Source organism: Rhizobium sp. Root708 (assembly GCF_001429725.1).
GTDB lineage: Bacteria > Pseudomonadota > Alphaproteobacteria > Rhizobiales > Rhizobiaceae > Rhizobium.
In genome coordinates, this window is sequence record NZ_LMHV01000002.1 from 115662 (window position 1) to 140482 (window position 24821).

General features: G+C 59.3%; 24 protein-coding genes. 12 read left to right on the forward strand and 12 right to left on the reverse strand.

Annotation, left to right across the window (positions count from 1 at the left end):
• Nucleotides 1-21: 21 nt before the first annotated feature.
• The 3 genes from ASE04_RS02775 to ASE04_RS02785 form a co-directional block, all read right to left on the reverse strand.
• The gene (locus ASE04_RS02775) at nucleotides 22-1023 is read right to left on the reverse strand and encodes a substrate-binding domain-containing protein (protein WP_443216840.1); all 1002 of its coding nucleotides are present in this window, start codon (nucleotides 1021-1023) and stop codon (nucleotides 22-24) included.
• A 749-nt stretch (nucleotides 1024-1772) separates the two neighbouring features.
• Nucleotides 1773-4562 carry a bifunctional aconitate hydratase 2/2-methylisocitrate dehydratase gene (locus tag ASE04_RS02780; protein ID WP_056811620.1) on the reverse strand — a complete coding sequence of 930 codons (2790 nt, stop codon included), beginning with the start codon at nucleotides 4560-4562 and terminating at the stop codon, nucleotides 1773-1775.
• A gap of 254 nt (nucleotides 4563-4816) precedes the next feature.
• Nucleotides 4817-5710 carry a LysR family transcriptional regulator gene (locus ASE04_RS02785; RefSeq protein WP_056811623.1) on the reverse strand — a complete coding sequence of 298 codons (894 nt, stop codon included), beginning with the start codon at nucleotides 5708-5710 and terminating at the stop codon, nucleotides 4817-4819.
• A 119-nt stretch (nucleotides 5711-5829) separates the two neighbouring features.
• Between ASE04_RS02785 and ASE04_RS30575 the strand changes: the two genes are divergently transcribed.
• Nucleotides 5830-5994 carry a hypothetical protein gene (locus tag ASE04_RS30575; protein ID WP_156408689.1) on the forward strand — a complete coding sequence of 55 codons (165 nt, stop codon included), beginning with the start codon at nucleotides 5830-5832 and terminating at the stop codon, nucleotides 5992-5994.
• 152 nt (nucleotides 5995-6146) lie between these two features.
• Nucleotides 6147-6452 (forward strand): hypothetical protein, encoded by a 306-nt coding sequence (locus ASE04_RS02790; protein ID WP_056811626.1) that lies wholly within the window; start codon nucleotides 6147-6149, stop codon nucleotides 6450-6452.
• Nucleotides 6453-6517: 65 nt separating this feature from the next.
• Here the strand turns inward: ASE04_RS02790 and ASE04_RS02795 are convergent, their stop codons facing one another.
• Nucleotides 6518-6781 carry a DUF982 domain-containing protein gene (locus ASE04_RS02795; protein ID WP_056811629.1) on the reverse strand — a complete coding sequence of 88 codons (264 nt, stop codon included), beginning with the start codon at nucleotides 6779-6781 and terminating at the stop codon, nucleotides 6518-6520.
• A 399-nt stretch (nucleotides 6782-7180) separates the two neighbouring features.
• Between ASE04_RS02795 and ASE04_RS02800 the strand changes: the two genes are divergently transcribed.
• Both ASE04_RS02800 and ASE04_RS02805 read left to right on the forward strand, forming a co-directional pair.
• On the forward strand, nucleotides 7181-7381 hold the full coding sequence (locus ASE04_RS02800; RefSeq protein WP_056811633.1) for a hypothetical protein: 201 nt from the start codon (nucleotides 7181-7183) through the stop codon (nucleotides 7379-7381).
• A gap of 120 nt (nucleotides 7382-7501) precedes the next feature.
• Complete coding sequence (locus tag ASE04_RS02805) at nucleotides 7502-9265, forward strand: adenylate/guanylate cyclase domain-containing protein (protein ID WP_056811637.1); 1764 nt, start codon at nucleotides 7502-7504, stop codon at nucleotides 9263-9265.
• 11 nt (nucleotides 9266-9276) lie between these two features.
• Here ASE04_RS02805 and ASE04_RS02810 read toward each other — a convergent pair whose 3' ends face one another.
• Nucleotides 9277-10257, reverse strand: a complete 981-nt coding sequence (locus ASE04_RS02810; RefSeq protein WP_056811640.1) for an SDR family oxidoreductase — start codon at nucleotides 10255-10257, stop codon at nucleotides 9277-9279.
• Between the two features lie 354 nt (nucleotides 10258-10611).
• Here ASE04_RS02810 and ASE04_RS02815 point away from each other — a divergent pair, with 354 nt between their 5' ends.
• Nucleotides 10612-11826 carry an alpha/beta hydrolase gene (locus ASE04_RS02815; protein WP_056811642.1) on the forward strand — a complete coding sequence of 405 codons (1215 nt, stop codon included), beginning with the start codon at nucleotides 10612-10614 and terminating at the stop codon, nucleotides 11824-11826.
• A gap of 10 nt (nucleotides 11827-11836) precedes the next feature.
• Complete coding sequence (locus tag ASE04_RS02820) at nucleotides 11837-13762, forward strand: mechanosensitive ion channel family protein (RefSeq protein ID WP_056811647.1); 1926 nt, start codon at nucleotides 11837-11839, stop codon at nucleotides 13760-13762.
• 32 nt (nucleotides 13763-13794) lie between these two features.
• On the opposite strand, the gene ASE04_RS02825 is transcribed toward ASE04_RS02820, so the two are convergent.
• Entirely contained in the window at nucleotides 13795-14700 is a 906-nt protein-coding gene (locus ASE04_RS02825) for an NAD(P)/FAD-dependent oxidoreductase (RefSeq protein ID WP_156408697.1), read from the reverse strand.
• 146 nt (nucleotides 14701-14846) lie between these two features.
• Here ASE04_RS02825 and ASE04_RS02830 point away from each other — a divergent pair, with 146 nt between their 5' ends.
• Nucleotides 14847-15296, forward strand: a complete 450-nt coding sequence (locus tag ASE04_RS02830; protein WP_056811651.1) for an Rrf2 family transcriptional regulator — start codon at nucleotides 14847-14849, stop codon at nucleotides 15294-15296.
• A 159-nt stretch (nucleotides 15297-15455) separates the two neighbouring features.
• On the opposite strand, the gene ASE04_RS02835 is transcribed toward ASE04_RS02830, so the two are convergent.
• A complete protein-coding gene (locus tag ASE04_RS02835; protein ID WP_056811654.1) occupies nucleotides 15456-15689 on the reverse strand; it encodes a hypothetical protein in 234 nt (77 codons plus the stop codon).
• Between the two features lie 182 nt (nucleotides 15690-15871).
• Between ASE04_RS02835 and ASE04_RS02840 the strand changes: the two genes are divergently transcribed.
• Nucleotides 15872-16684, forward strand: a complete 813-nt coding sequence (locus ASE04_RS02840) for a class I SAM-dependent methyltransferase (protein WP_056811657.1) — start codon at nucleotides 15872-15874, stop codon at nucleotides 16682-16684.
• A gap of 49 nt (nucleotides 16685-16733) precedes the next feature.
• Here ASE04_RS02840 and ASE04_RS02845 read toward each other — a convergent pair whose 3' ends face one another.
• The 3 genes from ASE04_RS02845 to ASE04_RS02855 form a co-directional block, all read right to left on the reverse strand.
• Nucleotides 16734-17483 (reverse strand): methyltransferase family protein, encoded by a 750-nt coding sequence (locus ASE04_RS02845; RefSeq protein WP_056811661.1) that lies wholly within the window; start codon nucleotides 17481-17483, stop codon nucleotides 16734-16736.
• Between the two features lie 9 nt (nucleotides 17484-17492).
• A complete protein-coding gene (cmoA, locus tag ASE04_RS02850; RefSeq protein ID WP_056811664.1) occupies nucleotides 17493-18254 on the reverse strand; it encodes a carboxy-S-adenosyl-L-methionine synthase CmoA in 762 nt (253 codons plus the stop codon).
• 189 nt (nucleotides 18255-18443) lie between these two features.
• On the reverse strand, nucleotides 18444-18806 hold the full coding sequence (locus ASE04_RS02855) for a response regulator transcription factor (RefSeq protein ID WP_056811668.1): 363 nt from the start codon (nucleotides 18804-18806) through the stop codon (nucleotides 18444-18446).
• Between the two features lie 445 nt (nucleotides 18807-19251).
• Between ASE04_RS02855 and ASE04_RS02860 the strand changes: the two genes are divergently transcribed.
• The 4 genes from ASE04_RS02860 to ASE04_RS02875 all read left to right on the forward strand — a co-directional run bounded on the left by ASE04_RS02860 (nucleotide 19252) and on the right by ASE04_RS02875 (nucleotide 22899).
• Nucleotides 19252-21036: a methyl-accepting chemotaxis protein gene (locus ASE04_RS02860; RefSeq protein WP_056811670.1), complete on the forward strand. Its 1785-nt coding sequence runs from the start codon at nucleotides 19252-19254 to the stop codon at nucleotides 21034-21036.
• A gap of 128 nt (nucleotides 21037-21164) precedes the next feature.
• A complete protein-coding gene (locus ASE04_RS02865) occupies nucleotides 21165-21578 on the forward strand; it encodes an NUDIX hydrolase (RefSeq protein WP_056811673.1) in 414 nt (137 codons plus the stop codon).
• Between the two features lie 110 nt (nucleotides 21579-21688).
• Nucleotides 21689-21889, forward strand: coding sequence for a hypothetical protein (locus ASE04_RS02870; protein ID WP_056811676.1), 201 nt, complete (start codon nucleotides 21689-21691; stop codon nucleotides 21887-21889).
• 164 nt (nucleotides 21890-22053) lie between these two features.
• Nucleotides 22054-22899, forward strand: coding sequence for an inositol monophosphatase family protein (locus ASE04_RS02875; protein WP_056811856.1), 846 nt, complete (start codon nucleotides 22054-22056; stop codon nucleotides 22897-22899).
• On the opposite strand, the gene ASE04_RS02880 is transcribed toward ASE04_RS02875, so the two are convergent.
• Together ASE04_RS02880 and ASE04_RS02885 are read right to left on the reverse strand one after the other, a co-directional pair.
• Nucleotides 22890-23741 (reverse strand): glycerophosphodiester phosphodiesterase, encoded by an 852-nt coding sequence (locus ASE04_RS02880; protein WP_056811679.1) that lies wholly within the window; start codon nucleotides 23739-23741, stop codon nucleotides 22890-22892. The two genes, ASE04_RS02875 and ASE04_RS02880, sit on opposite strands and share 10 nt — an antisense overlap.
• Entirely contained in the window at nucleotides 23734-24813 is a 1080-nt protein-coding gene (locus ASE04_RS02885) for an ABC transporter ATP-binding protein (protein WP_056811682.1), read from the reverse strand. Before ASE04_RS02885 ends, ASE04_RS02880 begins: the two co-directional genes overlap by 8 nt.
• Between the last annotated feature and the right edge of the window lie 8 nt (nucleotides 24814-24821).

The window sequence follows — 24821 nt, forward strand, 5'->3', positions numbered from 1 at the left end:
AGATGGTGCATGCCCAGGAGGTTACTCCTCGATACCCTTGGTGCCGCGGCGCTTCAGGTACTTGTCCCAGTAGAAGTCGTCGGCATTCTCGGCAGTCACGATCGAAAGCCCGTTATCAACGACCGGAATGCTCATCGGGTTGAAACCGGAGCGCTTGGCGTCGTTCATCGGGTCGATCAGCTCGGGGTGCTTGGCCAGCCAGAGCAGCATGAAGCCCATGTAACCCTGCATGCCCTGGTTCGGATTGATCGAGCCGAAAACCTCGCCGGCCTTGATCATGTCGAGAATGTTGGCGTTGACGTCGGCGCACATGACGAGCACCTTGCCGCCGTTTTCCTTGCTGGCCTGCGACGCGCCGATCGCCGAATTCGCCTCCGGCATGAACACGGCGCCCAGATTCGGATTGGCCTGGATGATGCTCGAAAGCCCCTGATAGGCCTTCGTCGGATCCTGGTTGGATGCAGCGCGGCCGACGAGCTTCATGTCCGGCCACTTCGTCTCCATACGGCTGACGAAGGCGGCGATACGCTTGTCGTGGTTGTCCTGGCCCGGATTTTCGAGCACCGCATATTCGCCCTTGCCGCCCATCTTTTCGGCAATCGCGTCGGCGGCATAAGTGCCTTCGCGGGTGTTGTCCGAAGTAATGAACGAAACGCGCTTCGAAAGCGGCGAGTCAGCTGCGAAGGTGACGACCGCCGTGCCCTGGCCGATGGCGCGGTTGATCGGCTCGATGAACGGATCCGAGTTCATCGGATGAACGAGAATCCCGGCTGGGTTCTGTGCCAGCGCCTGGTCGAAGCTGGCGATCTGCTTGTTGACGTCATATTCCGGCGTGCCGGTGTATTCCGTCTCGCAGCCGAACTGCTGGCCGGCCTGCTTGAACATCTCGTAGACGGGAAACCAGTATTCCACGCCCGAGACCATCACGTTCATCACGTATTTTTCGCCCGGCTTGCAGCGGAACGGATTGTCCGTAGCCGCCGTCGCAGTGCCAGCCAGAAGCGTGGTTGCAAGAACCGCCATGGCGGTCGAGCCAATAAATTTGCGCAAGATTCCTCCTCGAGGCCGAAGCCCCTCCCAAAAGCCCGAGAGCGTCACGCGGACGCCGCTGATCGCGTTGAAACCGAACTTCCTCCTCGAAGTTCGATGAGGGCAGTAGAGGGCAATCAGGAATGATAGTCAATATAATTCAGATCACGAAATATATTTCACATTCCGTCGAGCAAGCCGACTTCTGCTCCATGGGAATTGAAAGTCGAATACGCGCAGGTAGGGACCAGAATAGCGGCGAGCCGCGAATGGTTGGAGCCTGGAGACATTACCCTCCGGCAAACGCCTACAGAGTCACCTCAAGACTGTCATTGAAAGACAACGGAGAACGTCTCGGCATGCAATCGGGAACGGCTGGGATGGCTGCAACTCACCCCGAAGGCTTCGACGTTGCTTGACATTGACCGACCACAATCGACGCCTTCGGGACAGCACACATCATCAATGATGCTGTTGGGAGGCGTCAAGAAACTCCAGGCGGCCGACGTGCCGGGGAAACGTAATGCCTACAGAATCCTAGAGGTGATCTTCTACGCACGCGACCTTTGCCGAGTTGCATCCGCAGAAGAGATTTGGCGCGATGGCGCGTTCATGCTGTAGCAGCCACGGATTGTGCGCTAATGCAGCGCCGCCGCTACAACGCGGCGACACGACAACAACTACCCGCGATTTATCGCCTAGGAGAGGCACGCACTCGGGAGAGCTTCCCGAGTGCGAAATGACTAGTAGTGAACCGACAGGCTGTCGATCGGCTTCGTCTTCGGCGGCGCGAACTTCGTCAGGTTGATGCCTTCGACGGCCACGCGGTATTCCTCAATGCTCGGCGTACGACCGAGGATTGCTGAAAGAACCACTAGCGGAGTCGAGGCGAGCAGCGACTCGCCCTTCTTCTCGGCGGTATCTTCAACAACGCGGCCCTGGAAGAGGCGGGTCGAGGTGGCGAGAACGGTGTCGCCCTTCTCGGCCTTCTCCTGGTTGCCCATGCACAGGTTGCAGCCCGGACGCTCGAGATAGAGGATGTTCTCGTACTCGGTGCGGTTCGATGTCTTCGGCTTCACATCATCGAATTCAAAGCCCGAGTACTTCTGGAGGATTTCCCAGTCGCCTTCGGCCTTCAACTCGTCGATGATGTTGTAGGTCGGAGCGGCGACGACGAGCGGCGCCTTGAACTCTACCTTGCCTTCGTTCTTCTCGATGTTCTTCAGCATCTGGGCAACGATCTTCATGTCGCCCTTGTGCACCATGCAGGAGCCGACGAAGCCGAGGTCCACCTTCTTCGTGCCGCCATAGTAGGAGACCGGGCGGATCGTGTCGTGGGTGTAGCGGCGCGAGACGTCGGCATTGTTGACATCAGGGTCGGCGATCATCGGCTCGTCGATCAGGTCGAGATCGACGACGACTTCAGCGAAATATTTCGCATTGTCGTCCGGCGTCAGCGCCGGTTTTTCACCGGAGCGGATCTCGGCAATGCGGCGATCCGCCTTGTCGATCAGGCCCTTCAGCGTCTGGGCATGATTGTCCATGCCCTTGTCGATCATGATCTGCATACGCGACTTGGCGATCTCAAGCGACTCGATCAGCGTCTCGTCTTCCGAGATGCAGATGGAGGCCTTGGCCTTCATCTCGGCTGTCCAGTCGGTGAAGGTGAAGGCCTGGTCGGCGAGCAGTGTGCCGATGTGGACTTCGATGATGCGGCCCTGGAAGACGTTGTCGCCATGCTGCTTGAGCATCTGCGCCTGGGTGGCATGGACCACGTCGCGGAAGTCCATGTAGGGCTGCATCGTGCCCTTGAACGTGACCTTGACCGACTGCGGGATCGGCATGGTGGCTTCGCCCGTCGCAAGCGCCAGAGCCACCGTACCGGAGTCGGCACCGAAGGCCACGCCCTTGGACATGCGGGTATGGCTGTCGCCGCCGATGATGATGTCCCAGTCATCAACGGTAATATCGTTGAGCACCTTGTGAATGACGTCGGTCATCGCGTGATACGCGCCCTTCGGGTCGCGGGCGGTGATGACGCCGAAGTTGTTCATGAAGGACATGAGCTTCGGAATGTTGGCCTGGGCCTTCTTGTCCCAGACGGATGCCGTGTGGCAACCAGACTGGTAGGCGCCGTCGACCAGCGGCGAGATGACGGTGGCCGCCATCGCCTCAAGTTCCTGCGCCGTCATCAGACCTGTTGTGTCCTGCGAGCCGACGATGTTGACCGTGACGCGAACGTCGGAGCCGGCATGCAGCACCTTGCCCGGCGTCACGCCGACGGCGTTGCGGTTGAAAATCTTCTCGACCGCCGTCAGGCCCTGGCCCTCGATGGCGATTTCCTTGTTCGGTGCGAAAACCGGGGTTGCTTCGACACCGAGCGTCTGGGCGGCGAAAGTCTGGAGCTTCTTGCCGAAGACGATGGCATAGGAGCTGCCGGCCTTCATGAACTCCATCTTCTGCGGCGTGAAGGAAGACGCGACATCGACGAGTTCGTTGCCGGCTTCGTCGCGCAGCTTCTTGTTCTTGGCGTCGATCTTCAGCACGGTGCCGGTATCGACCGAAAACTTCTGCTCGAGGATCGGGTTGCCGTCGTTGTTGAGGATCGGCTTGCCGTCGTCGCCGGTCTTCTTGACCCAGTTCTTCAGGTTGAGACCGATGCCGCCGGTTACGTCCACCGTGGTCGCGAAGATCGGCGAGATACCGTTGGTGCCGGCGACAACTGGGGCGAAGTTGACGAAGGGCACGTAGGAGCTGGCCTGCTTGCCGGTCCACAGCGCCACGTTGTTGACGCCCGACATGCGCGAGGAACCGACGCCCATCGTGCCCTTTTCGGCGATCATCATTACCCGCTTGTCGGGATGCTGCTGCTGCAGGGCGACGATCTCCGCCTGTGCCTCAGGGGTGATCATGCACTGGCCGTGCAACTGGCGGTCCGAGCGCGAGTGCGCCTGGTTGCCGGGAGAAAGAAGGTCGGTAGAGATGTCGCCTTCGGCGGCGATGAAGGTCACGACCTTGATCTCGTCCTCGACATCAGGGAGCTTGGTGAAGAACTCTGCCTTGGCGTAGCTTCCGAGAACGTCCTTGGCAACGGCATTGCCGGCCTTATAGGCATCGCGCAGGCGGAACATGTCGGCGTCGTAGAGGAAGACCTGGGTCTTCAGCACGTCGCCGGCCTGACAGGCAATTTCGGCGTCATTGCCGAGAGCTACGTCGAGCAGCACTTCGACCGACGGGCCACCCTTCATGTGCGACAGCAGTTCGAGGGCGAATTTCGGAGCGATCTCGGGGACGAGGGTCTCGCCGAGGATGATCTTCTTGAGGAAGGCGGCCTTGACGCCGGCTGCACTCGTCGTACCTGGCAGCGTGTTGTAGATGAAGAATTTCAGCGCATCGGCGCGGTATTCGCTGCCGGCATCCTCGATCAATGTGATGATTTCAGCGGTAAGCGCGCCATCATCGATCGGCTTGGGCGCGAGCCCCTGAGTTTCTCTGCTTTTGATCTCGGCCAGATAATCCACGTAAAGGTTCATCGCAATTCCAACGTCATGAGTGTATGGCGCTGAAACACAACGCCACTGAACGGCAGGTTTATTCGGTCGAGGTCTTACAGGCTTTTGCCCTGACAACCAAGACCGCGCGGCACGATAAACTCTCTCGGGTAAAAAAGTGGTATTTCGCGGATTTCATCGGTTAAGCATGGAGCGCGAAGCTCCGAGATAGCGGTCAGATTCCTCCAGGATTGAACGCTGCCTCTTCAAAGCCGTGCAGGCACGCTGTCGTGCACTCAGCGATCATCCGCGTCATTCGACAAATATTCGACGAGCGCTCGGGCATGGACCGGAAGCGCGTCGAAACTGCGCGCGCAGATGAGAAGGTGTCGCAGTGCCCAACCGTCTGTTATCGCCACGATCCGGAAGGCCATCTCCGCCTGGTATCTCCGCGCGTAGACCTCGGGCACAATGGCGAGCCCGACACCGCTGCTCACCATCGCGCAAATGTCCTCGAAACTGTCGAGGCGAACGCGCAATTTGAAGGGCTTGCCTTCCCGGGCAGCATGGGTGGCCAGATGCCCCTGCAGCGCGCTCTCGGCCGGGAGTCCGATGAAGGGTTGATCCAGAACCTGGGCAAAGGCCACCTCGTCCCGACCGGCGAAAGCATGGTCGCCGGGGGTTATCAATACCAGGCGATCGACTTCGAAGGGCCGGGTTTCCAGTGTTCCCGTATCAGTCGTGTCCGCGGCAATGCCGAGATCGGCGTGGCCTCCGGCCACCGCCGCGACGACATCCGGGCTTTGCCGCTCCTCAAGGTCTATGTCGATTGTGGGATGCGCTAAGAGGTATCGGCGCAGGGTATCAGGAAGATGAGCCATCGCCGCTCTGCCCGACAAGATGCGTATCTTGCCTCGCAGGCCGCGCGCATAAAGCTGGAGATCGCCCCGCATCTGCTCCATCTGCCCGAGAACGATGCGCGCATGATGAGCGAGAGCCTCGCCGGCGGCGGTTGGGCGAACCCCGCGTGCACCTCGATCGAGCAGGGAGACCCTGCTGATTTCCTCCATACCCCGAATACGCGCACTCGCTGACGGCAAGGCCATCCCTGCCCGCTCGGCCCCCTGGGTGATGCTCTCCGCCTCGACGACTTGAAGAAAAAGGCGGAGATCGGTCAAGTCAAAGCGCATAACTCACCACATCCATAGCTCTTCGGATTTTCCGTAGGGTTCCCTTGTATCTTGCGCATTGTGCAAAGTCGCCTGTTCACGATCCTTGTCGCATCGCCTTTCAATGCAGGGATCAACCAATGGATGCTTCAGAAGCTCTCCTCCGCGCCTTCGCCTGGCGGCTGGCGTTTTGTGTTCTCGCCATCGTCATCGCACGGACGGTTCCCGATAACAGATCACAGCAGGACGAGGCGGCGGTAACGTCGATCAGCTATCCGTCGGCGCAGAACCGAGTCGACCGATAGGGACGAGCTGCAAACCTGTGACCGCGATTTCTTGCCGGCTGAGCCTCCCGCCGATCAGACAATCAATCGATGGCAGCCCTAGAAAGTTTGGGTTGACCGCCTTCTATCGCGAGGCGACACTTGCAGCCCGAAGCGACGCAGGAGGAAAAAGGATGATCGAACCAGACCGTTGGCGCCACATGGCGAGCGCGCCCAAAGACGGCAGTCGGATACTCGTCACGATCCATCCCTCCGAGCAGGGCGCGGCGGAAGTGGACCTTGCCTATTGGTCGCATAGCGATCGGTTCGGTTCCGAGGGTTGGCGGGCGTCCGACTCTTCGCCCGGTCGCATCATCGAATACGCCGAACCCGAACTGAAGTGTTGGATGCCGATGCCCTCGGCCAATCTCAGCCGCAGTTCGATGCCGACCCCGTGGGAAGGCGAGGATGTCGCAGAACTCGACGGGTCAGGCATATGAAACGTCGCGAAGCGGTCTTGCCACGGTGACCCGCTGCCACACGGCATAACCGACTTCCACTCCCCTCAATGAACAACGGTGATGACCGGAATACCGGCTTCTTCCGCAGCGCGGATAAGCGCGGCGCGTGCCTCATGCGCTGCCACCCTTCCGTGGATCGCCTCAAGGCAGGCCTTGATAGCAGTCATGTATTCCTCGCCGTCATCCGAGGGCCACGAGATGATTAGCGTTTCTGCGACATCACGAAGCGACCCAATGTGTCTGTATTTTTCTCGTCCACCCATGACGAGCAATAAGGGGGCGAATTCACCATTTCTGTGCCAATTCACTACAAGCGCACCTCACGCAGCTAACACATCGCTAACTTTGCAAGAACCGTTCCACGCGTCACGCAGAGGGACGTACGTCAGCTTTCTCTTCGCTACTGCGGTAATTGTCATATAATTTAAATCGCTAAAACATAGCCGAAATCAGTTGCTTGGGTGTGTTTTCTGGACTACCTTTTTCGATAGCGATCATGCCCACATAAAAGTCGCCGGCATTCGCCTGGCGCAATCAATCGGGAGGAGTGATGACCGGCTATATTCGACCTCGCCATTCCTCGTGGGTGGCGCGAATACTTCGTCTCGCCTTAATCCGATCTCGGCGCGCGACCATCTAGCGACGTCGCAAATCTTTCATTCGTTTTTGCTAATGGTGCGCCGGTCTCGCGCTGGCGGAGGATTGTTATGTGCAAGCAAGCTGTCGTCTTCAATGGTCAGGAAGTCGGGATCGCGGTTCCCATGGACAACCGCCTGAGGTTCATCGCCGTCCGTTTCCATGTCATCGACCTCGACAACCGTGTGTTCGATACGATCACGGAGATTCGACGCGCCATCGCCGAACATCTGTCCGCAGCCACATCGAGGCGGCTGGTGCTTTCCGAATAATAACGCGGGGGCAGCTGGCTCACTCTTGCTTGGCGGAAGCGTTTTCCAGTAGCAAACACCAAGCGATCGCTAATATGCTAAACTAGCATCCTCATGTGCTTCTGTTGTGGGGTAGCGAGCATGCAGCGCAAGCTGGCCACGATCATGGTAGGGGATTTCGTCGGTTCGACCCCCGCCATGGAATTGGACGAGGAAGACGCGATTGCCCGGATCGACGCTGCGCTCGACACGGTGCGCATGGTCGTCCAGCGTCATGACGGCCGTGTCTTCGGCACGGCGGGAGACGCACTGCTCGCGGAGTTCGGCAGCCCGGTCAACGCGCTTCGATCCGCGATCGAGGCGCGCGCCGAGATCGCAGCCCTTCCTGGATCGAGCGGCGGCGACATGCGGTTCGGCCTTCATGTCGCCGATGTCGTTGTCGTGGGTTCGGACCTTCGCGGCGACGGCGTGAATATCGCTGCGCGCATCGAGGCATCCGCGCCCCCAGGCGCGATCGAGGTTTCGGGACTGCTTTACGATCAGGTTCGGCGCGTCTCGCCCTGCGGTTTCGAAGACATCGGTGAGCGCCAGTTGAAGGGGATCTTCGAGCCGATCCGGATATATCGCGTCACCGATCTCGTAGACCGCCACCTCTATCAATTCGCTCCCACGCGATCCGCACCGAGTCCCACGCAATCGCCTCGCACAAATTCAATCGCAGTCGCCCGGTTTGATGTCGCACCCGGCGCCATTGCCGACCAGCATTTCCTGGCGGAAGGCATCACCGACGACTTGACGCTCGAGCTCAGTCGACTGAAGGGCGTGTTCGTCAGCTCCCGGACGGCAGCCAGCGCGCTGGCGACGAAAGACCCTGTCGAGATCGGTCGCCTTCTTGGCGTTGGCTACGTCATCAGCGGCTCGATCCGTCAAGCGGGAGACGATCTGCGGATCAATATCTCGCTTCTGGAAACCGGAGAAGGTCTGGTCATCTGGTCCGACCGCATCAGGCGTCCATTCCACGAGTTGCTTGACGTCATGGACGAGATCATCGCGCGCGTCGCGGCAACCGTTTCCGGACGCGTTGAGCAATCGGAGCTGGCGGCGGCACGGCTGAAGCGTCCGGAGAATATGACGGCCTATGAGTATTATCTACGCGGGCTCGACCACCACCGCCTGACCGGCGTGTCCGACAACCATATCCACGAAGCGATATCATGGTTCGAGCGATCGATGGCCGCCGACCCGGGTTTCGGCCGGCCCTTTGCCATGCATGTCTGCTCGTGGAGCAATTTGCCGAGCTTCGACCTCTCTCGGGCCGAGATGCAGGTCGCGCACGCGCTGGCGCTCGACCCCACCGACCCGGAAGCCCATCGCATCATGGGTGCGATCAAGATGAAGTCGGGCGACTTCGTATCGGCGCGCTACCACCACATCCGCGCCCACGAACTTGCACCCAACGATGCCTACATCCTCGGTCGCAGTGCCGCTTTCTATGTCTATGCCGGGGAGCCTGAACGCGCACTCGATATGCTCGATCGCGCCGAGACGCTCGATCCTTTTCTGCCGGTCTGGATCACCGAAGAGCGCGTTGCGGCGCTCTACGCGCTGGAACGCTTCGAGGAGATGGTGCGCGCCGCGCTGACGCTGCCTTTCCAGACCCGGCGGACCTCGCTCTACCAGGTTGCCGCAAACATGGCGTGCGGCAACGTCGAAAGGGCCGAGCTTCTGGTTCGCCAGGCGCTCTCACTCGATCCAAGCTTGTCGGCAATCTACATTCGGATGCAGGAGACCTATGCGGACGTATCGATCACCGAAACCCTGATTGCGCGAAATTGCGATGCCGGCTTGCCGCTGACACCACGGAAACCCGCGACCCGCAAGAAATCGATGCTGCCCAAACAGTGAGCGGTTGGGTCTCAGCCCAGCGCGCTTTGCGCGGCGCAGATTCTGTCGATCAATGCATCCAGTTCACCTCTTGGTGGTCGGCTCTTGGAGAAGCGCTGCTTCAGGTGCTGGATCGGCTCGGCCAGGATTTCATCGAGGTTTTCCGCGCACGCGAAGTCGCCCGCTACGTGCTTGACCTTTGAGTTGTCAAAGATCGCAGTCCAGGCCTTGTCGCCCAAAAGCGGCCCTACCCAATCCGGATTGTATTTGATCAGCGTGTCCGTCGGCACGTGGACGATCTTGGCTTCAACACCGAGCAATCTGGCGATCGTCCGTTGAATGTCGTCCCAGAGGTGCGCACGATCCGAGGTGATGTGAAAAACCTCGCGCAGCGCCGCATCCTTGCCGAAAAGCCCGACGAACGGCCACGCGAAATCGATAGAACGCGTCAGCGTCCAGGGCGTATGGCCATCGCCCGCGACGATCGTCGGCTCGCCGTCCAGCATGCGTCGCGCGACGACGTCACCGTCTCCCAGCATGATGGGCAGGCGGGTTCGAACGGTGTGGCTGGGGCGCACGATCGTCCACGCAAGATTTTTGGAATTCGTCAGCAACTCCTCGCAGGCGATTTTTGCCTGGCTGTAAGGCCAGTACGGATTGATCGCCGGCGTCTCCTCGGTGATCGCGTAATGTCGCGGCGGTTTCTGGTAGACCGAAGCCGAAGAGATAAAGATGTACTGGCCGCAGTTGCCCGAGAACAGTTCGATGTCGCGCGCGATCTGGTCCGGCGTGAAGGCGATGAATTGGCAGATGACGTCGTAACGCGCCTTCGCTAGCTCGGCATAGGCTGCGGATCCGAGTTCGCCTGCAATAGACGTCACCCTTGCAGGCAGCGGATTTCCTGTCAGGCCACGGTTGTAGACGCTCAGATCGTGGCCTTGCATGACGGCACGTTCCACGCATGGATAAGAGATCTGGCCGGTACCTCCAACGAAGAGCACTTTCAGCGGCATGGAACAAACCTCGGTTTCGGTTGGATCGGCGGTGAGCCTTCATAGCCTGAAAGAATTTGGGCGTCTCCACGCAAATGCAATGCCTTGCCCCGTCTTGGCCTCGCGCTCCATGTAATCTTCCTGATCTTGCTAACTATTTGAGTCCTCTTTTCTGGCCTCGCGTGGCCCCCAGTATCAGGCGCAATCGGCCGTGGAAAACGGTCCCTCTTTCTACCCAGCAAACGCGTGACAATTCCGCACCACAGGAGCGTCAATGGGTACAGAATCTACGTGATGCTACAGGCCTCGCCACCTACCGGCTGCTAGCCTCCAGTCTCGAGAGCCCTCCTCCCGGGCGGTAGCTGGAATGCGTGTATGTTAAGACGTAGTGGTACCCTTCTTCTCCTTGTTCTGACAGGCTGCGGACATCCGGACGGCGTTATGATGCCGGTCAAGCTCGCGGCGAATACGCCACCGACATCCAAGGTCGAAATGCTGGTTGCCACCACGCGTGAGCCCTCCGGAGATCCGGCAACCCTCTTCAACGGCGAACGAAGCGCAAAGCCGCATCTGACGCAGATCACCGTGTCGATCCCGCCCAAGCGCGAGTCCGGCACCGTCCAATGGCCGCAGCAGTTGCCGCCGGACCCGGCAAAGGAGTTTGCCGTCACCAATGTCCAGCAGATCGACACGATCGCCCAGGGGCGCGCGTGGTTTGGGCAGCACGTGAATGGCGGGCATGCCCTGGTGTTCATCCACGGTTTCAACAACACCTACGAAGATTCCGTTTTCCGGCTGGCGCAGATCGTGCAGGACAGCAAGATGCAGGCGACGCCGGTGCTGTTTACGTGGCCGTCGAGAGCCGAGATCACGGCCTACCAGTACGACAAGGAGAGTACCAATTACTCTCGTACCGGACTGGAGCAGGCCCTTCGTACACTGGCAGCCGACCCCAATGTCAAGGATATCACCGTCATGGCCCATTCCATGGGAACGTGGCTCGCAATGGAGTCGCTGCGCCAGATGGGCATACGGGATGGACACGTGAACGCCAAAATTCACAACGTGATCCTTGCCTCCCCGGACATCGACATTCAGGTCTTTGCGAAACAGTATGTGGAAATGGGCGAGCCGCGACCGAAATTCACGATTTTTGTCTCCCAGGACGACAAGGCGCTTGCGGTCTCCAGCTTCATCACGGGACGTGTCTCGCGCCTCGGCGCAATTAATCCCGCGGAGGAACCGTACCGCTCGAAGCTGGAGAAAGCCGGCATCACGGCGATCGATTTGACGAAGGTGAAGACGGAAGACGGCCTCAATCACGGCAAGTTCGCCGAGAGCCCCGAGATCGTTCAGCTCATCGGCCAGCGCCTCATGACCGGGCAGACGCTCACCGATTCAAAAGTCTCGCTTGGCGAGGGCATCACGGCCGTCGTCGGCGGCACTGTCACGAATATCGGCACGGTTGCCGGAGCGGCCGTGGCAGCACCGGCAACAATTATCGAGCAGCCGCTCATCCGAAAAAAGAAGCCCCAGCAGCCGGACGACACGCTGGGCGGCGACCTGAAGCCTCAGACGCTGACGCAATAGGATATTCAGCATGAAATGGTCACTGTCTTTCCTCGTCGGGCTACTGTTTGCGTTCTCTGCCTTCGCACAGGCCCCGGCTCCGGCCTCGCAGGAGAAGATAGATGAACTTGTGCGCCTGCTACAGGACAAGGACGTGCAGGCTTGGCTGAACAGCCGCAAAGAGACTGGAACGCCCGCCGCCAACCCCTCGTCGACTGGTTCGTTGGCGAAATGGGAAACAGCAGCCCGCGCGCGCGTCGACCAGATCAGAGCGGCAATCCCCGAAATCCCCGGAGAAGTCGCGGCAGCGGCCTCCAGAGCGCGCAGCGATGCCACCAGCAGAGGCTATGCGCCCATATTCATCATATTCAGCGGGCTGGTTGCTCTAGGTCTGGTCGCCGAGTTTATCTATCGCAAGCTGGCCATACGTCGGGAAACGTTGATAGGACGGTTAGCGCCGGTCGGAATTTTTACGGGCGCGATGGCGATCGTGTTCTTTGCGGTGGACTGGCCACCTCTCGCCCGTGTCGTGCTGCTCGCATATCTCTCCGCTTTCATCATCTTCCGCCTCGCGGCAGCCTTTCTCCACGCAGCCGATATCGCGCCGCCTTTGCACAACCGGCTATTGCTGTTCATCGGCGTCGTTTGCCTCGCGGCCGCCACCGCCACCATCGGAGAGCCGCTCGGCGTACCGCCGCTTGTTACGGATGCAATCAGCTACTGCTTCTCGATCATCGGGCTATGTCTGGCGATTGAGATGGTATGGGCGACATCAAGCCGGTCGCGACCCTGGAAGCTCGGCACAATGGCTTTTCTGGTCGTGCTCTGGCTGATCTGGTGCCTCAATATGAGAGGCCTTTTCTGGATTGGCATCTACGTGCTCATTCTGCCGGCAATCCTCAATGCAGCCGGTCGACTGGCTGCATCCTTCACCAGCGATCCCACCAGCTTTCGCGGCGTGCTGATCATCCGGGGAGCGCGCGCCGCGATCATTGCTCTTGCGGTCGGATGGCTGGCTCTGGTCTGGCATCTGAACCCGGATTCGCTCGGCCAACGGGATCCTGTCCTCGTCTCGTTGTTCTATGGCGGACTGAAGAGCGTCCTCATCCTCGTTTGCGCCGATTTCCTCTGGCAGCTCGCCAGAGGCTGGATTGATCGCTCGCTGCGGGTCACGACTGACACGACATCGCTCAACCCCGCGGATGCTGCGCGGCGGGCGCGATTCCGCACGCTTCTTCCGATCTTCCGCAATGCATTGGCTGTCGTCGTCGCCGTGCTTGCGGGACTGGTCGTGCTGTCGCAGTTGGGCGTGCAAATTGGACCGCTCATCGCCGGAGCCGGCATCTTTGGTGTCGCGATCGGTTTCGGATCGCAAACGCTCGTCAAAGACGTGATCAGCGGCGTGTTCTACATGCTCGATGATGCCTTCCGCGTTGGCGAGTACATCCAGGCGAAAGACTACAAGGGAACGGTCGAGGGCTTCAGCCTGCGATCTGTCCGCCTCCGTCATCACCGCGGCCCCGTGTTCACCGTGCCGTTCGGGGACCTTGGAGCGGTCGAGAATATGAGCCGCGACTGGGTCATCGACAAGTTCAGGATTACCGTCGGCTTCGAGACCGATATCGAGAAGGCGCGGAAACTGACCAAGAAGGTCGGCGCCGAGCTGAAAGAGGACGAAGAACTTGGCAAGCTCTTTATCGAGCCATTGAAAATGAAGGGCGTGGAGCAGTTCGCCGACTACGGGATTGTCGTGAGTTTTGCCATGACCACCGTGCCGGGGATGCAGACCTATATCCGCCGCAAAGCCTACGCCAAGATTCGCGAAGTGTTCCTCGCAAACGGCATTTCGTTCGCCCAACCGACCGTTCAGGTTGGAGGCGACGACAAGGGCGGCGGCGCCGCGGCCGCTCAAGCAATCCGAGCACAGCAAGCCAGCGCCGCCACTTCGCCAAAGTGATCATCTCCAGAGTTTGACGCCGCCGCCCGGCGTCAAATAGCGCCGAACATCAGCGACCGATGCAAGCCGGCGCCAGCCAGATTGCCGTCACCGACAGCAAGCGCAACGGATGCCATCGCACGTGCGGCATCGCCGCAGGCAAAGACGCCAGCCATGCTCGTCTCTTTCATTGGATCGGTCTTGATCACCGATCCAAGCGGCCCCTCCTCCAGCTCCAGCCCCATCGTCGCGGCAATCGGGCTCGTCAGCTCGAACTGCGCCAGCGCGAACAGCCCGGCGAAAGACAGTTCGCGGCCGTCCGCCAGCCGGATATCCGCGTGGCCAAAGAGCTCGCGGATCGGTGCATATTCGACTTTCACGCCGCGTGCGGAAAGGGCGTCACGTTGCTCCGCATCCGGTTCGAAAGCGCCATTGAGAAGGAAGGTCGTCGGGCCCCAGTCGGGCAACATCAGCGCGTGATGCATGGACAAGGCCGATGCGGCGATAACTCCGATCTCGCCGCGGTCTAGTTCATAGCCGTGGCAATAGGGGCAATGAAACACGGACTTGCCCCAACGCTCCCGCAGCCCGGTGATTTCGGGCAGGATGTCGCGGACCCCGGTCGCAAGCAGAAGCCGGCGGGCAAAGTAGCTCCGACCGTTCGCCACAACGTCGAAGGCCGCTCCCGACGGGTGATCAGCTTTCAGTCGGACAGCGCTGTCAGCACGGCCTGAAAGAAGCAGCACAGTCGAATACTTCATAACCTGGGCGCGAGCATTGTCGGCAATGACCGCCGGATCAACGCCGTCCTGGGTCAGAAAGCCGTGCGAATGGCTCGCGAACCGATTGCGCCGCTGGCCCTCATCGATGATGAGCACATCCCGGCGAGCGCGACCAAGCTGCAGGGCGGCGGACAAGCCGGAATAGCTTCCACCGATGATAATCACGTCGTGAACGATGTCGGTCATTGCGCCCTCCTTTTCTCGCCACAACATAAGTATCATGACATTGGAGAGTCAATAGTCACGACACTTTCGTTGTTACGAATAAGAGTTCGTGCTAGGGTGCTTTGAGAAACAGGCGTTCATGACAGGATCGAGACGGCATGAGACAGGACAGCAGACTTTCGCGCATGCTGCACGTCCTGATCCATATGGGCCAGCATGATGGGGCACTGACCTCGGACATGATCGCTAGCATGCTCGATGCCAATGCGGTCGTGATCCGGCGGACGATGGCAGGCTTGCGGGAAAGCGGCTACGTACATTCGGAAAAGGGACACGGCGGTGGCTGGACACTGGCACGCCCACTCGAAGAGCTGACGCTGCTCGATATTCACCGCGCGGTTGGCGAGCCATCCGTCTTCGCTCTCGGTCCTGCCTACGATATGCCGGGCTGCCCCATCGAAAAGGCGGTCAACGCCACCCTCAAGGACGTCTTCGCCGATGCCGAGCAACTGCTGCTGAAGCGATTTGCGGGCGTAACGCTTGCAGATATAGCCAGGGGCTTCACCTCGCCGTCAGGCACAACCAAGGACGAACGGTGCGCCTCCTAGCATCGAGAGATTGGAACAACGCAAGCTCTTCGCATATTCAGCCAGTCAAGAGCCTTGGTCAGCCATGACCGGAAAGTTTTCCAGCCTCTCGAAAAAGCTAAAACGGAAAGATCGCCGGAACTATAGAAGGCAATTGGGCTGACGGCGGACGAGATCAGCTTAATGGACTGTCGTCGAGATTGGTGCGTTGACCCGTGTAGCCCAGCGTCCGACGTAGGTTCCGATGAGCATGGTGGCCACGTCGTCAGCGGTGCGATAGCCCCGGTTGAACAGGTCGATCGCGGCATTGCAAAGCGTGCTTGAGCATTGCTCATCCGGAGTGACCTCATAGTATCGATACCACTGCTGCACAGCTTCCGACAGCAGTCGAAATTCCAGATCGTCATGTGGCATGCGGCTTCTCCTCGTCGACCCCGGTGAGCTAGCGCAACCCGGCCATGCTTCAATGGGGTGCTCTCGGAGTTGTGAACGGATCTCGCGAAGCGCCACGCCGGGCTTCTCCCATAAGGGCGCGCAGGACACTGGATCCTATGATAGTCTCCAAATCCATAACGACCGACGGAGGGCGACCGCCAATGTTGGAGGCTGACAAGGAGTTCGCCGGTTCTATCCCGGAGAGTTACGACCGACATATGGTTCCGATGATTTTCGAACCCTATGCCGTCGACCTTGCGCGGCGAGCAGCGTCATTCTCGCCAAGCTCGGTCCTGGAAACTGCCGCGGGCACCGGTGTCGTCGTGCGCGCAATGACCAACAAACTTGCCCCAGATACACGCTACGTCGCCACCGACCTCAACCAGGCGATGCTCGATTACGCCCGTTCGCAACAGCCGTCTGATAGCCGCGTCCAATGGCGGCAGGCGGATGCACTCGATCTCCCTTTCGAGGATGCGTCCTTCGACGTCGTTTGCTGTCAGTTCGGGGCGATGTTCTTTCCGAGCCGCTCAGCTGCCTATCGAGAGGCGAAGCGCGTTCTGAAACCAGGCGGGCGCTTTCTGTTCAGCGTCTGGGATCGGATCGAGGAGAATGTCTTTGCGGATGAGATAACGACCGCTCTCGCAGAGATGTTCCCGGACGATCCGCCTCGCTTTCTCGCGCGCACGCCGCACGGCTACTACGACAAGGATCTCATCCGCAGTGATTTGGCGGATGCGGGATTCTCGCATGTTGAGATCGATACGCTGGCCGAAGAGAGCAGCGCCCCCTCACCGCACATTGTCGCCGTTGCCTATTGCCAGGGAACGCCACTGCGTAGCGAAATCGAGGCCAGAGATCCCGGCAAACTTGACGCCGCAACCGACCACGCGACGTCGGCACTGGCGAAGCGGCATGGGACGGGCGAAGTTAGCGCCAAGATCCAGGCACACGTGATCGTGGCAATGGCCTAAGCCAGCACCGGATACATACCGTGCAAGCAGGAAAACGCCTGACAAGATATCAGTGCGCAGCGGTCAGTTCGTCGAAGACGCCACGTTTTTTCAGCGAACTCACGAGACCTGTGAGCGCAACGACGCCGACGAAGAGCACCACCAGAAGGACTGCATAGGACACTTCCTGTTCGGTTATCGAATCTGCCGCCACGCGATAGAACTCCGTGGCCAGCAGCGCGATCAACGTCGAGGACATCGTTGAGTAGTCCTTGGCCACCACGCGCTTCAGATTGAACACCATGCCCTCTGTCGAAGCGGAAAACGCGCTCAGCTTGAGGCCCCATCTTGGCACATCCCGACAATAGGCGCTGTAGGCGTCACCGAATTTGGCGGAAAGGAATTCTTCTTCCGCGAGGATGATGCACTGATAGATGAACCCGAACAGAAGGCATCCGACGATGACCACCACCGGGTTTCCATGGAACAGGAAGAGGCCGGCGTAAATCAGCATATTCCCTACATAGAGAGGATTGCGACAGACGCCGAACATGCCTTCGGTGACCAGATTGGCGGCATAGACCCGTTTATTCCGCCCACCGCGCTGGATGTAGGCGTAACCGATCACCGTTGCGCGCAATAGCAGTCCCGAGAGCACGACAAGGATGGCCACACCATCCTTCCATTGCTCGGCCGCACCACTGCCGAACATCGCTGTCGTCGGCGCAAACAAGGCGAACAGAGCGACGATGATCAGCGGAAACGCCTGGTTCCGGTATTTGAAGAAGAACGTCCCGATCTTCAGCATAAGGTTCTTCATGACGTCGTCTCACTTGATCGCGACAATGCCGCAGAAATTGTACCAGCGGAAAAACACTTCGGTGCTCTTGAAGCCCGTTTCGCGAAGCAGCTGGATGTTCTCTTCCAATCGATAGGGAATGAGAACATTCTCCAAGGCCTCGCGCTTCTTGGAGATCTCGATGGATGAATACCCATTACGACGCTTGAAGTCGTAGTAGTGGTCGATGAACAGGCGATTGAAGGTCGTATCCTCGCTCGTCAGCTTTTCCACGAGCAACAGGCAGCCGTTTTCATTCAGGCCCTGATAGATTGTTTTCATCACCCGCTCGCGGAAGAGCGGGCGAACGAACTGCAGAGTCAGAAGGAGGGTCACGACGCTGGCGTCTTGGACGACGAAACCGCTGTGGAGGTCGCCCGTTACCAGATCGATCGACCGGTTGGTTCCTGATGCCTCGATCTTCTCGGCGGCTTTTTTCAGCATCTCCGGCGCATTGTCGACGCCGACAAAATCGACATGGCTGTCGACCATGTGATCCAGCGCGAGCAGCGTCGTGGCGGTCGAGCAGCCGATATCATAGAGATTGGAATGAGGCTGTGCGAAGTCTCGCGCCAGCTCGCAAACCATACGCTGCATCTCGCTGTAAAACGGCACCGATCGACTGACCATGTCGTCAAAGACGTTGGCAACGGTGGAATTGAATGAAAAATCCGCAATCGACTCGCGCTCGTCGGCAAATACTTCATCGCGCGAATGCGTGTGCAGAACCAGACGCGTAGGCTGATCAGTCATATCCGCTCCAAATAGGCAGCAATTTGAATTGGAGCGCTTTTCTTCCCCGAAGCACCCCGGCGCGGCGCGATTTGGTCATAGAAATCTGACGTCAACCTGAAAGCACCAACTTTAGAGTGATAGCGAAATGGCTGACGGTCGACATACACCTAAGCCGATCCCAGGTGCTGGCTCGCAAAGCGCTTTAAACTATCGCGCGCAGTTCTTGATGCGTCTCATCCGGTTCGACAATTCAGCGAGATCGAAGGGTTTGACGAGAAAGTCATTCGTTCCTCGCACCATTCCCTCGAACCGATCGCTTTGCTGGTCTTGCGCCGTCATGATGATCACCGGAACATCGTCCTTCCCGCTGCGGATGTCCTCGAGAAACGTAAGGCCATTGCCATCGGGAAGGCGCAGGTCCAGAAGGATGAGATCATATTTCTTCGACAACAATTTCCGGGAGGCGTCCCGCAGATTCATGCACCAGTCGACCCGGTTCCCGTCGGCGATCACGTGAGCCGCTATCGCGTCGCCGATATCGACGTTGTCTTCAACCAGAAGAACGTTCACCGAATGATGCCCTTATCCTCCGCGCCGTGACGGAATGGCTGTTGCGTCAGGGAGTGATTGCTTGCGCCTGGCGGATGCGCCGAGCTTTCACCGCTGGATGGATGTTTCCGTCTCCGCGGTGCCGAGTACCTGACGGAGGGTCGCCGGGCATGGCGGAGCTTTCGCCCAACCTCACCGCCGACGCTAATAGCCCTTCTGAAGAAGAAGGCTGACTGCAACCTGAAAATCCGAACGACAAGGATCGGGGATGCGCTCAGCCGGTGTCAGGAGAGGACGTCCAGCAAGAATTGCAGCCGCGGCGCTCTCAATGACTACCGGTTGAAAGCGTAGCTTTTAGCGCAAATTGCAAAGTATAGCGACCGACGCGGCCCCATCTGTAACAGCAACTTAATGTATTGCGTACATTATTCCGAAAATTCTAATTATTGTTGATTGGAGCCATGGTTTGCAACTGAGATCTATTTTTGGCGGCAACGCGTCCGAAATCCTTGAGGCTCTAGATCGGTCGCAAGCCATCATCTCCTTCAAGCCGGATGGAACGATCCTCGATGCGAACGAGAACTTCTGCAGCGCCGTCGGATATCAAAGAGACGAGATCGTCGGGCGGCATCATCGCATATTCGTCCATCCGGCCGAAGCCGAATCTTCCGAATACAGCGCCTTCTGGAAACGACTTTCCGAAGGGCAGTTCGATCAGCGGCAGTACAAGCGCATCGGCAAGGATGGTAGGGAGATTTGGATCGAGGCGTCCTATAATCCGGTCATGCGCCGTGGGAAAGTCATCAAGGTCGTCAAGATTGCCACCGACATCACCGCCAGCAAATTGCGGGACATCGATAGCAGCGGCAAGCTTGCGGCATTGTCGCGGGCTCAGGCCATTATCGAGTTTACGCCGGACGGCAAGATCATGGCGGCCAATCAGAACTTTCTCGACAGCCTTGGGTATTCGCTCGAGGAAATAGTCGGGCAGCACCACCGCATGTTCTGCGAGGCGCGATACGTCTCATCTCCCGAATATGCTCAGTTCTGGTCACGGCTGGCCGCAGGTGAATTTTTCAGCGACGAGTTCAAGCGGTTGGCCAAGAACGGAAACGCCGTCTATATCCAGGCGACCTACAATCCCATCCTTGACCACGATGGCAATGTCATCAAGGTCGTGAAGTTCGCCACGGATGTAACGGGCCGCGTACGCGCTCTGCAGGAGATTGGCTCCGGGCTGGAGCGGTTGGCCGACTGCAACATCAGGGTAACGATCGACGATCCCTTCGTACCGGAATTCGACCATTTGCGTCACGATTTCAATCAGTCCCTGGCCAAATTTCAGGAAACACTCGAACAGGTTCTCGGTCAGACCAGCATGCTCTCTTCAAAGAGCGGCGACATGCGCGAGAGTACCAGCGGCATCGCCGATCGTTCGGCGCAGCAGGCTGTGGCGCTGAAGGAAACAACCGCCACGCTCGAACAGATAACGCAGACGGTTTGGGAGGCATCGACGCGCACAGCGGATGCCCGAAAGCTCGTGTCCGAGGCTCGCTCCGCCGTGTCGCGGTCTGTCCAGGTGGTTACCTTGACGGTCAGCGCCATGGATCGCATCAGCGCGGCTTCGAACGAGATCTCGAACATCGTCGGCATGATTGATGAGATTGCATTTCAGACAAACCTTCTGGCCCTCAACGCCGGGATCGAGGCCGCCCGCGCCGGAAACGCCGGCAAGGGATTTGCGGTGGTCGCGCAGGAAGTTCGCGCGCTCGCTCAACGGTCTGCCGATGCTGCCAAGGACATCTCCAACCTGATTGGCAATTCCTCGGCGGAAGTAAAGGAAGGCGTGCGCCTCGTGGGCGAGACCGGAGACGCGCTCAAGAGCATCGAGGAATACGTCCAGTCGATCGACGTCAACATCGACGCGATTTCGAGCGGATCTTCCGAGCAATCGGCAAGCCTTGGCGAAATCAACATCGCCATGAGCGCCCTGGACACGATGACCCAGGAGAACGCCGGCATGGTGATCAACATGAGTGCGATTGCCGAGGCGCTTTCCGTGGGTGCGAACGAACTCGAGCAACTGGTCAAGCGCTTCAAGCTGAACCGCCGCAAGTGGGTTCGGGAACCAGGCAGCGACGCCGCCGCAAGGGGTGCTCAATACAGAGGGTTCGGCAAGAACAGCATCTACCTTCCACCCGTAGATGGCAAGGCGGTCAACAGTGGGCAGCCATTCAAGGCCGTAGCCTGACAAGGTCGCGCCGCTCGATGTCCGGCAGGTGGCCCAACCCGCACCTGCACGCAGCGCTTCATTGTTGCGGCATCGGCATGCCCTCGATATAGCTCACCGAACCTGCAGCCCACCGCTTCGAGACTATGATGGAACGACGAATTCAGATTGCCGCGGCGCTTCTCACGCGGAACGGCGACGAAACATTGCTGGTCCGCAAGAAAGGGACGTCGGCCTTCATGCAGCCCGGAGGCAAGCTGGAGCCTGATGAGACAGCCGAGCAGGCGCTTGTTCGAGAACTGCAGGAAGAACTCGGGTTGGAGATATCCAGCCCAAGCATGCGGTACTTGGGCCATTTCCAGGCAGGGGCGGCAAACGAACCCGACCATCTCGTCGTCGCCGATGTTTTCGAAGTCGAGATCGGCGATCAGATAGCCCGCCCAACGGCCGAGATCGCCGAAATCCGCTGGATTTCGATCAACGGCGCCGCGAGCGTTCCGCTCGCGCCTCTGACACGCGATCACATCCTCCCGCATTATCGCCGGACAGTCGTCAACCGCTGACCGCGCAACGGCACCAATCCCACTTTCGACCCAATTGACCCGTTTAACGACCAGGTCGTTTTACCGAGGTCGCGTCGGGAACGTCCCCGTAAAGTTGCGGAGAGAACAGGATGGTCAAGCTTGCCAGAATCGCGGGATTTTCAGCGGCGATTGCGCTCTTGGTGCTCGTCTACGGTCAGTACGTGTCGTTCGACGGCCCTGACCCGGATACGATCCCGGATTTCCTTCAATATCCGGACCGGTTCGTAACAACCCTGTTGTTTACCGTCGCGCTCGGACTTCTTGCCCTTTCGGCAAAGGGCGATCGGTAGCTCTCACGGTGTCTCTGTCCGGAATGTGTGCGTTCGTCGCGAAATGCTAAGTTGAGCTTCAAGCATCTGAAGGGACACATTATTCAGAGAAATTTCGCTTGGCGCCACAAGGGAAAAATCTCGTCATCAAAGGTTCATAGGGCTCTGCCATGAGCTTTCGAATGATGTCGAATCCAAACTCCTCCGAAGCCGCTAAAGTGTCCTCCCGCATCTCCCCAGACGCCTCTCGACGCCTCACGGCGCTCGCTGAAGCCGTCCTCATCGGTGGAACCAAGGCGCGCTCGTCGCTCCGCCGTCGCATGGATGGCGAACTGCTGGCCAAAGCACCGCGGGACTATCAGACCGAGATCGACGTTGCCGTCGAACGGATCATCGTCGATGAGTTGAACAAGTCCTTTCCGACCTATGCCATCAAGGGCGAAGAGGCAGTCGGCAACCGCAACGCCGCGGACGGAGCGCCGGTGATCTATATCGACCCGATCGACGGAACGACGAACTTCGCCTGGGGCATCCCCCACTTCGGCATGACCATCTCGATCGTCGAAAACGGTGAGCTCGTGGCTGGCGTCGTCTATGATGCAATGCTGGACGAGCTTTTCAGCGCCGAGCGTGGTGGCGGTGCGTATCTCGATGGGCAGCGGATCGAATGTGTGAGCTCCAAGGGAACCGAAGACGTGCTTGTCGGTGCCGGCTTGCCGGTGCCCGGCCAACTGAAAGCCGTTTCCGAGAGCGTCTATTTCGCCGCATTGAAGCGTTTGATGGCGACCACCGCAGGCGTGCGGAGGTTGGGTTCGGCAGCGCTGTCGATCGCTTATGTCGCTTGTGGCCGCCTCGACGGTTTCTTTGAGGACGGGCTATCGTTGCACGACTACGGAGCATCTGCGCTGCTCGTGCGCGAGGCCGGCGGCGTGGTTACCGCCTTCAACGGCGGCCCTGTCACAGAGAACGGCGACATCCTCGCCGGAAACCAGCTTCTCCACCCTTGGCTCGTCGAAGGCTTTCAGGCCTGATCTTCCATCAGAAGCCGCTCCAGACCAACCGGGTCATCGGTCGTGATCTGGTCGGCTTTCAGCTCGAGCAGCCGTCTCACGGTTGGCAAGGCTGACGGAACCGCGGAGTTGATCGTGTAGGCATCAACGACCCGGCCCGTATCGTGGAAGGCCGCGATCATATCAAAGCCTGCCTGATCGGCGAAGAGAACCAGGCGGCGATTGAGATAGATCATTCTCGCGCGAGGCGACGCATGCACTGCGCCCGCTACGAAGCCTGCAAAATCACGCGTTTCCATGAGTCGTTCGATCGCTCCGTCGTGACATGGATCGTAACCGATCGCCATTTCTGGCACGGCTTTCGAGAGCCGCTCGACAGCAAGAGCGTCGCCGCCTGAAAGAATGACGGAGTCCGCAACCGGTGCAATGGCCGCCGCGAATGCGGCAATGTCTGCGTCTCGAATGCTGTTCGAGTTCTCCTTGAGGTCAAGCTGCAGACCGGCTCTGGGATCGCGGTCGATCTCGGCCAGGAGGCGCGCGAGATCGTCGAGCATCATCACTTTATGCGCACTCGGCGCTCCGAAGGGATCGCGGAGATGGAGACCGCGCAGATAGGTCTCGGACGCCTCCCGAACCGGGCCTGTACCCGTCGTCGCGGCATCAAGCGTCTCGTCGTGCAGGACCGCGAAACCGTCTCCGCCGAAGCCCACGAGGTCGATCTCCACGCTGGCTCCGAGTTCCATTCCCTCGACGATGCGCTCGCTCGTAAAAGAAATATCACCGGCGAAGCGGTGTCCACGATGCCATTTCAGCCAGGTACGATGTCCGGCTCGTTCCACTGCAATCCCGCGCCCGTCAAGCATGTCCAAACACCCGATCATTCTGTCGCGACTCCGATGTGGTGAACTCGTGCACCAGGCGATTGTCGCGGAAAACTCTGAACGCCGTAGCGAGGAGATTCACCGGCATACCCTTTGTCCAGTTGCTGTCGCTCGATGTCATGACTTTCACCCGCGTCGCGTCGGCAAGATCAACGTCGACGACCTTGTGGGTGCCGAAGTCGATACTGCGGTGAACGATACCGGCGCCCGCCCCCTTGGCCGCAGCAAGCGACAGAGCTTCCGGGCGGACCGCAAGCACGACATCGCCATCCGCGACGGGGACCGGGAGCGCGAAGGCCGCATGCTCACTCAGTCCAGCTTTGATTGTCGTGCGAATGAAGTTCATCGAACCGATGAAGCCGGCGACAAATTCGGTCTCCGGCTCTCGATAGATACGGTCCGGCGGCCCGATCTGCTCGGTGCTGCCGTCGCGCATGACAACGATCCGGTCGGCCAGCGCCAGTGCCTCGTCCTGCCCGTGCGTGACGAAAAGCGTCGTGATGCCCAGCCGCTGCTGGATATCGCGCACCTCTTCACGCAACCGCTCGCGCAGATGCTGGTCGAGACTTGCGAAGGGTTCGTCGAGCAAGAGGATCTTCGGTTCGAGCACGAGCGACCGGGCAAGCGCCACACGCTGCTGCTGGCCGCCCGAAAGCTGCGTGGTCACGCGCTTTCCGTAATCGGCGAGACCAACGAGCGCCAAAGCCTGCTCGGCGCGTTCGCGGATCTCCGCCTTGGGAAGGCGGCGCAGTTTCAGGCCGAACGCGATGTTGTTGAAGACATCCATATGGGTCCACAGCGCATGGCTCTGGAACACCATCCCCGTCGGGCGCTTTTCCGGCGGCAACGACGTCACATCCTTGGCATCGATCAAGATGCTTCCGGCGGTCGGCGCTTCGAAACCGCCGATCATGCGAAGCAGTGTCGACTTGCCCGAGCCGGAGGGGCCGAGCAGGCAAACCAGTTCTCCATCCTCGACATCGAGCGAGACATCGCGAACCGCGTGGGAGGAGCCGAAGCTCTTCGAGATACCCTTTATGGTCAAGCGCGCCATGTGGAGCC

Excerpts from the sequence above, each read along its gene's own strand:
- ASE04_RS02805 (WP_056811637.1), top strand. The coding sequence starts at position 7,502 with ATGCAGCGCAAGCTGGCCACGATCATGGTAGGGGATTTCGTCGGTTCG.
- ASE04_RS02800 (WP_056811633.1), top strand. The coding sequence starts at position 7,181 with ATGTGCAAGCAAGCTGTCGTCTTCAATGGTCAGGAAGTCGGGATCGCG.
- cmoA (WP_056811664.1), bottom strand. The coding sequence starts at position 18,254 with ATGACTGATCAGCCTACGCGTCTGGTTCTGCACACGCATTCGCGCGAT.
- ASE04_RS02785 (WP_056811623.1), bottom strand. The coding sequence starts at position 5,710 with ATGCGCTTTGACTTGACCGATCTCCGCCTTTTTCTTCAAGTCGTCGAG.
- ASE04_RS02815 (WP_056811642.1), top strand. The coding sequence starts at position 10,612 with ATGTTAAGACGTAGTGGTACCCTTCTTCTCCTTGTTCTGACAGGCTGC.
- ASE04_RS02875 (WP_056811856.1), top strand. The coding sequence starts at position 22,054 with ATGTCGAATCCAAACTCCTCCGAAGCCGCTAAAGTGTCCTCCCGCATC.
- ASE04_RS02840 (WP_056811657.1), top strand. The coding sequence starts at position 15,872 with ATGTTGGAGGCTGACAAGGAGTTCGCCGGTTCTATCCCGGAGAGTTAC.
- ASE04_RS02810 (WP_056811640.1), bottom strand. The coding sequence starts at position 10,257 with ATGCCGCTGAAAGTGCTCTTCGTTGGAGGTACCGGCCAGATCTCTTAT.
- ASE04_RS02820 (WP_056811647.1), top strand. The coding sequence starts at position 11,837 with ATGAAATGGTCACTGTCTTTCCTCGTCGGGCTACTGTTTGCGTTCTCT.
- ASE04_RS02880 (WP_056811679.1), bottom strand. The coding sequence starts at position 23,741 with ATGCTTGACGGGCGCGGGATTGCAGTGGAACGAGCCGGACATCGTACC.
- ASE04_RS02870 (WP_056811676.1), top strand. The coding sequence starts at position 21,689 with ATGGTCAAGCTTGCCAGAATCGCGGGATTTTCAGCGGCGATTGCGCTC.
- ASE04_RS02790 (WP_056811626.1), top strand. The coding sequence starts at position 6,147 with ATGATCGAACCAGACCGTTGGCGCCACATGGCGAGCGCGCCCAAAGAC.
- ASE04_RS02780 (WP_056811620.1), bottom strand. The coding sequence starts at position 4,562 with ATGAACCTTTACGTGGATTATCTGGCCGAGATCAAAAGCAGAGAAACT.
- ASE04_RS02775 (WP_443216840.1), bottom strand. The coding sequence starts at position 1,023 with ATGGCGGTTCTTGCAACCACGCTTCTGGCTGGCACTGCGACGGCGGCT.
- ASE04_RS02885 (WP_056811682.1), bottom strand. The coding sequence starts at position 24,813 with ATGGCGCGCTTGACCATAAAGGGTATCTCGAAGAGCTTCGGCTCCTCC.
- ASE04_RS02830 (WP_056811651.1), top strand. The coding sequence starts at position 14,847 with ATGAGACAGGACAGCAGACTTTCGCGCATGCTGCACGTCCTGATCCAT.
- ASE04_RS30575 (WP_156408689.1), top strand. The coding sequence starts at position 5,830 with ATGGATGCTTCAGAAGCTCTCCTCCGCGCCTTCGCCTGGCGGCTGGCG.
- ASE04_RS02835 (WP_056811654.1), bottom strand. The coding sequence starts at position 15,689 with ATGCCACATGACGATCTGGAATTTCGACTGCTGTCGGAAGCTGTGCAG.
- ASE04_RS02865 (WP_056811673.1), top strand. The coding sequence starts at position 21,165 with ATGGAACGACGAATTCAGATTGCCGCGGCGCTTCTCACGCGGAACGGC.
- ASE04_RS02845 (WP_056811661.1), bottom strand. The coding sequence starts at position 17,483 with ATGAAGAACCTTATGCTGAAGATCGGGACGTTCTTCTTCAAATACCGG.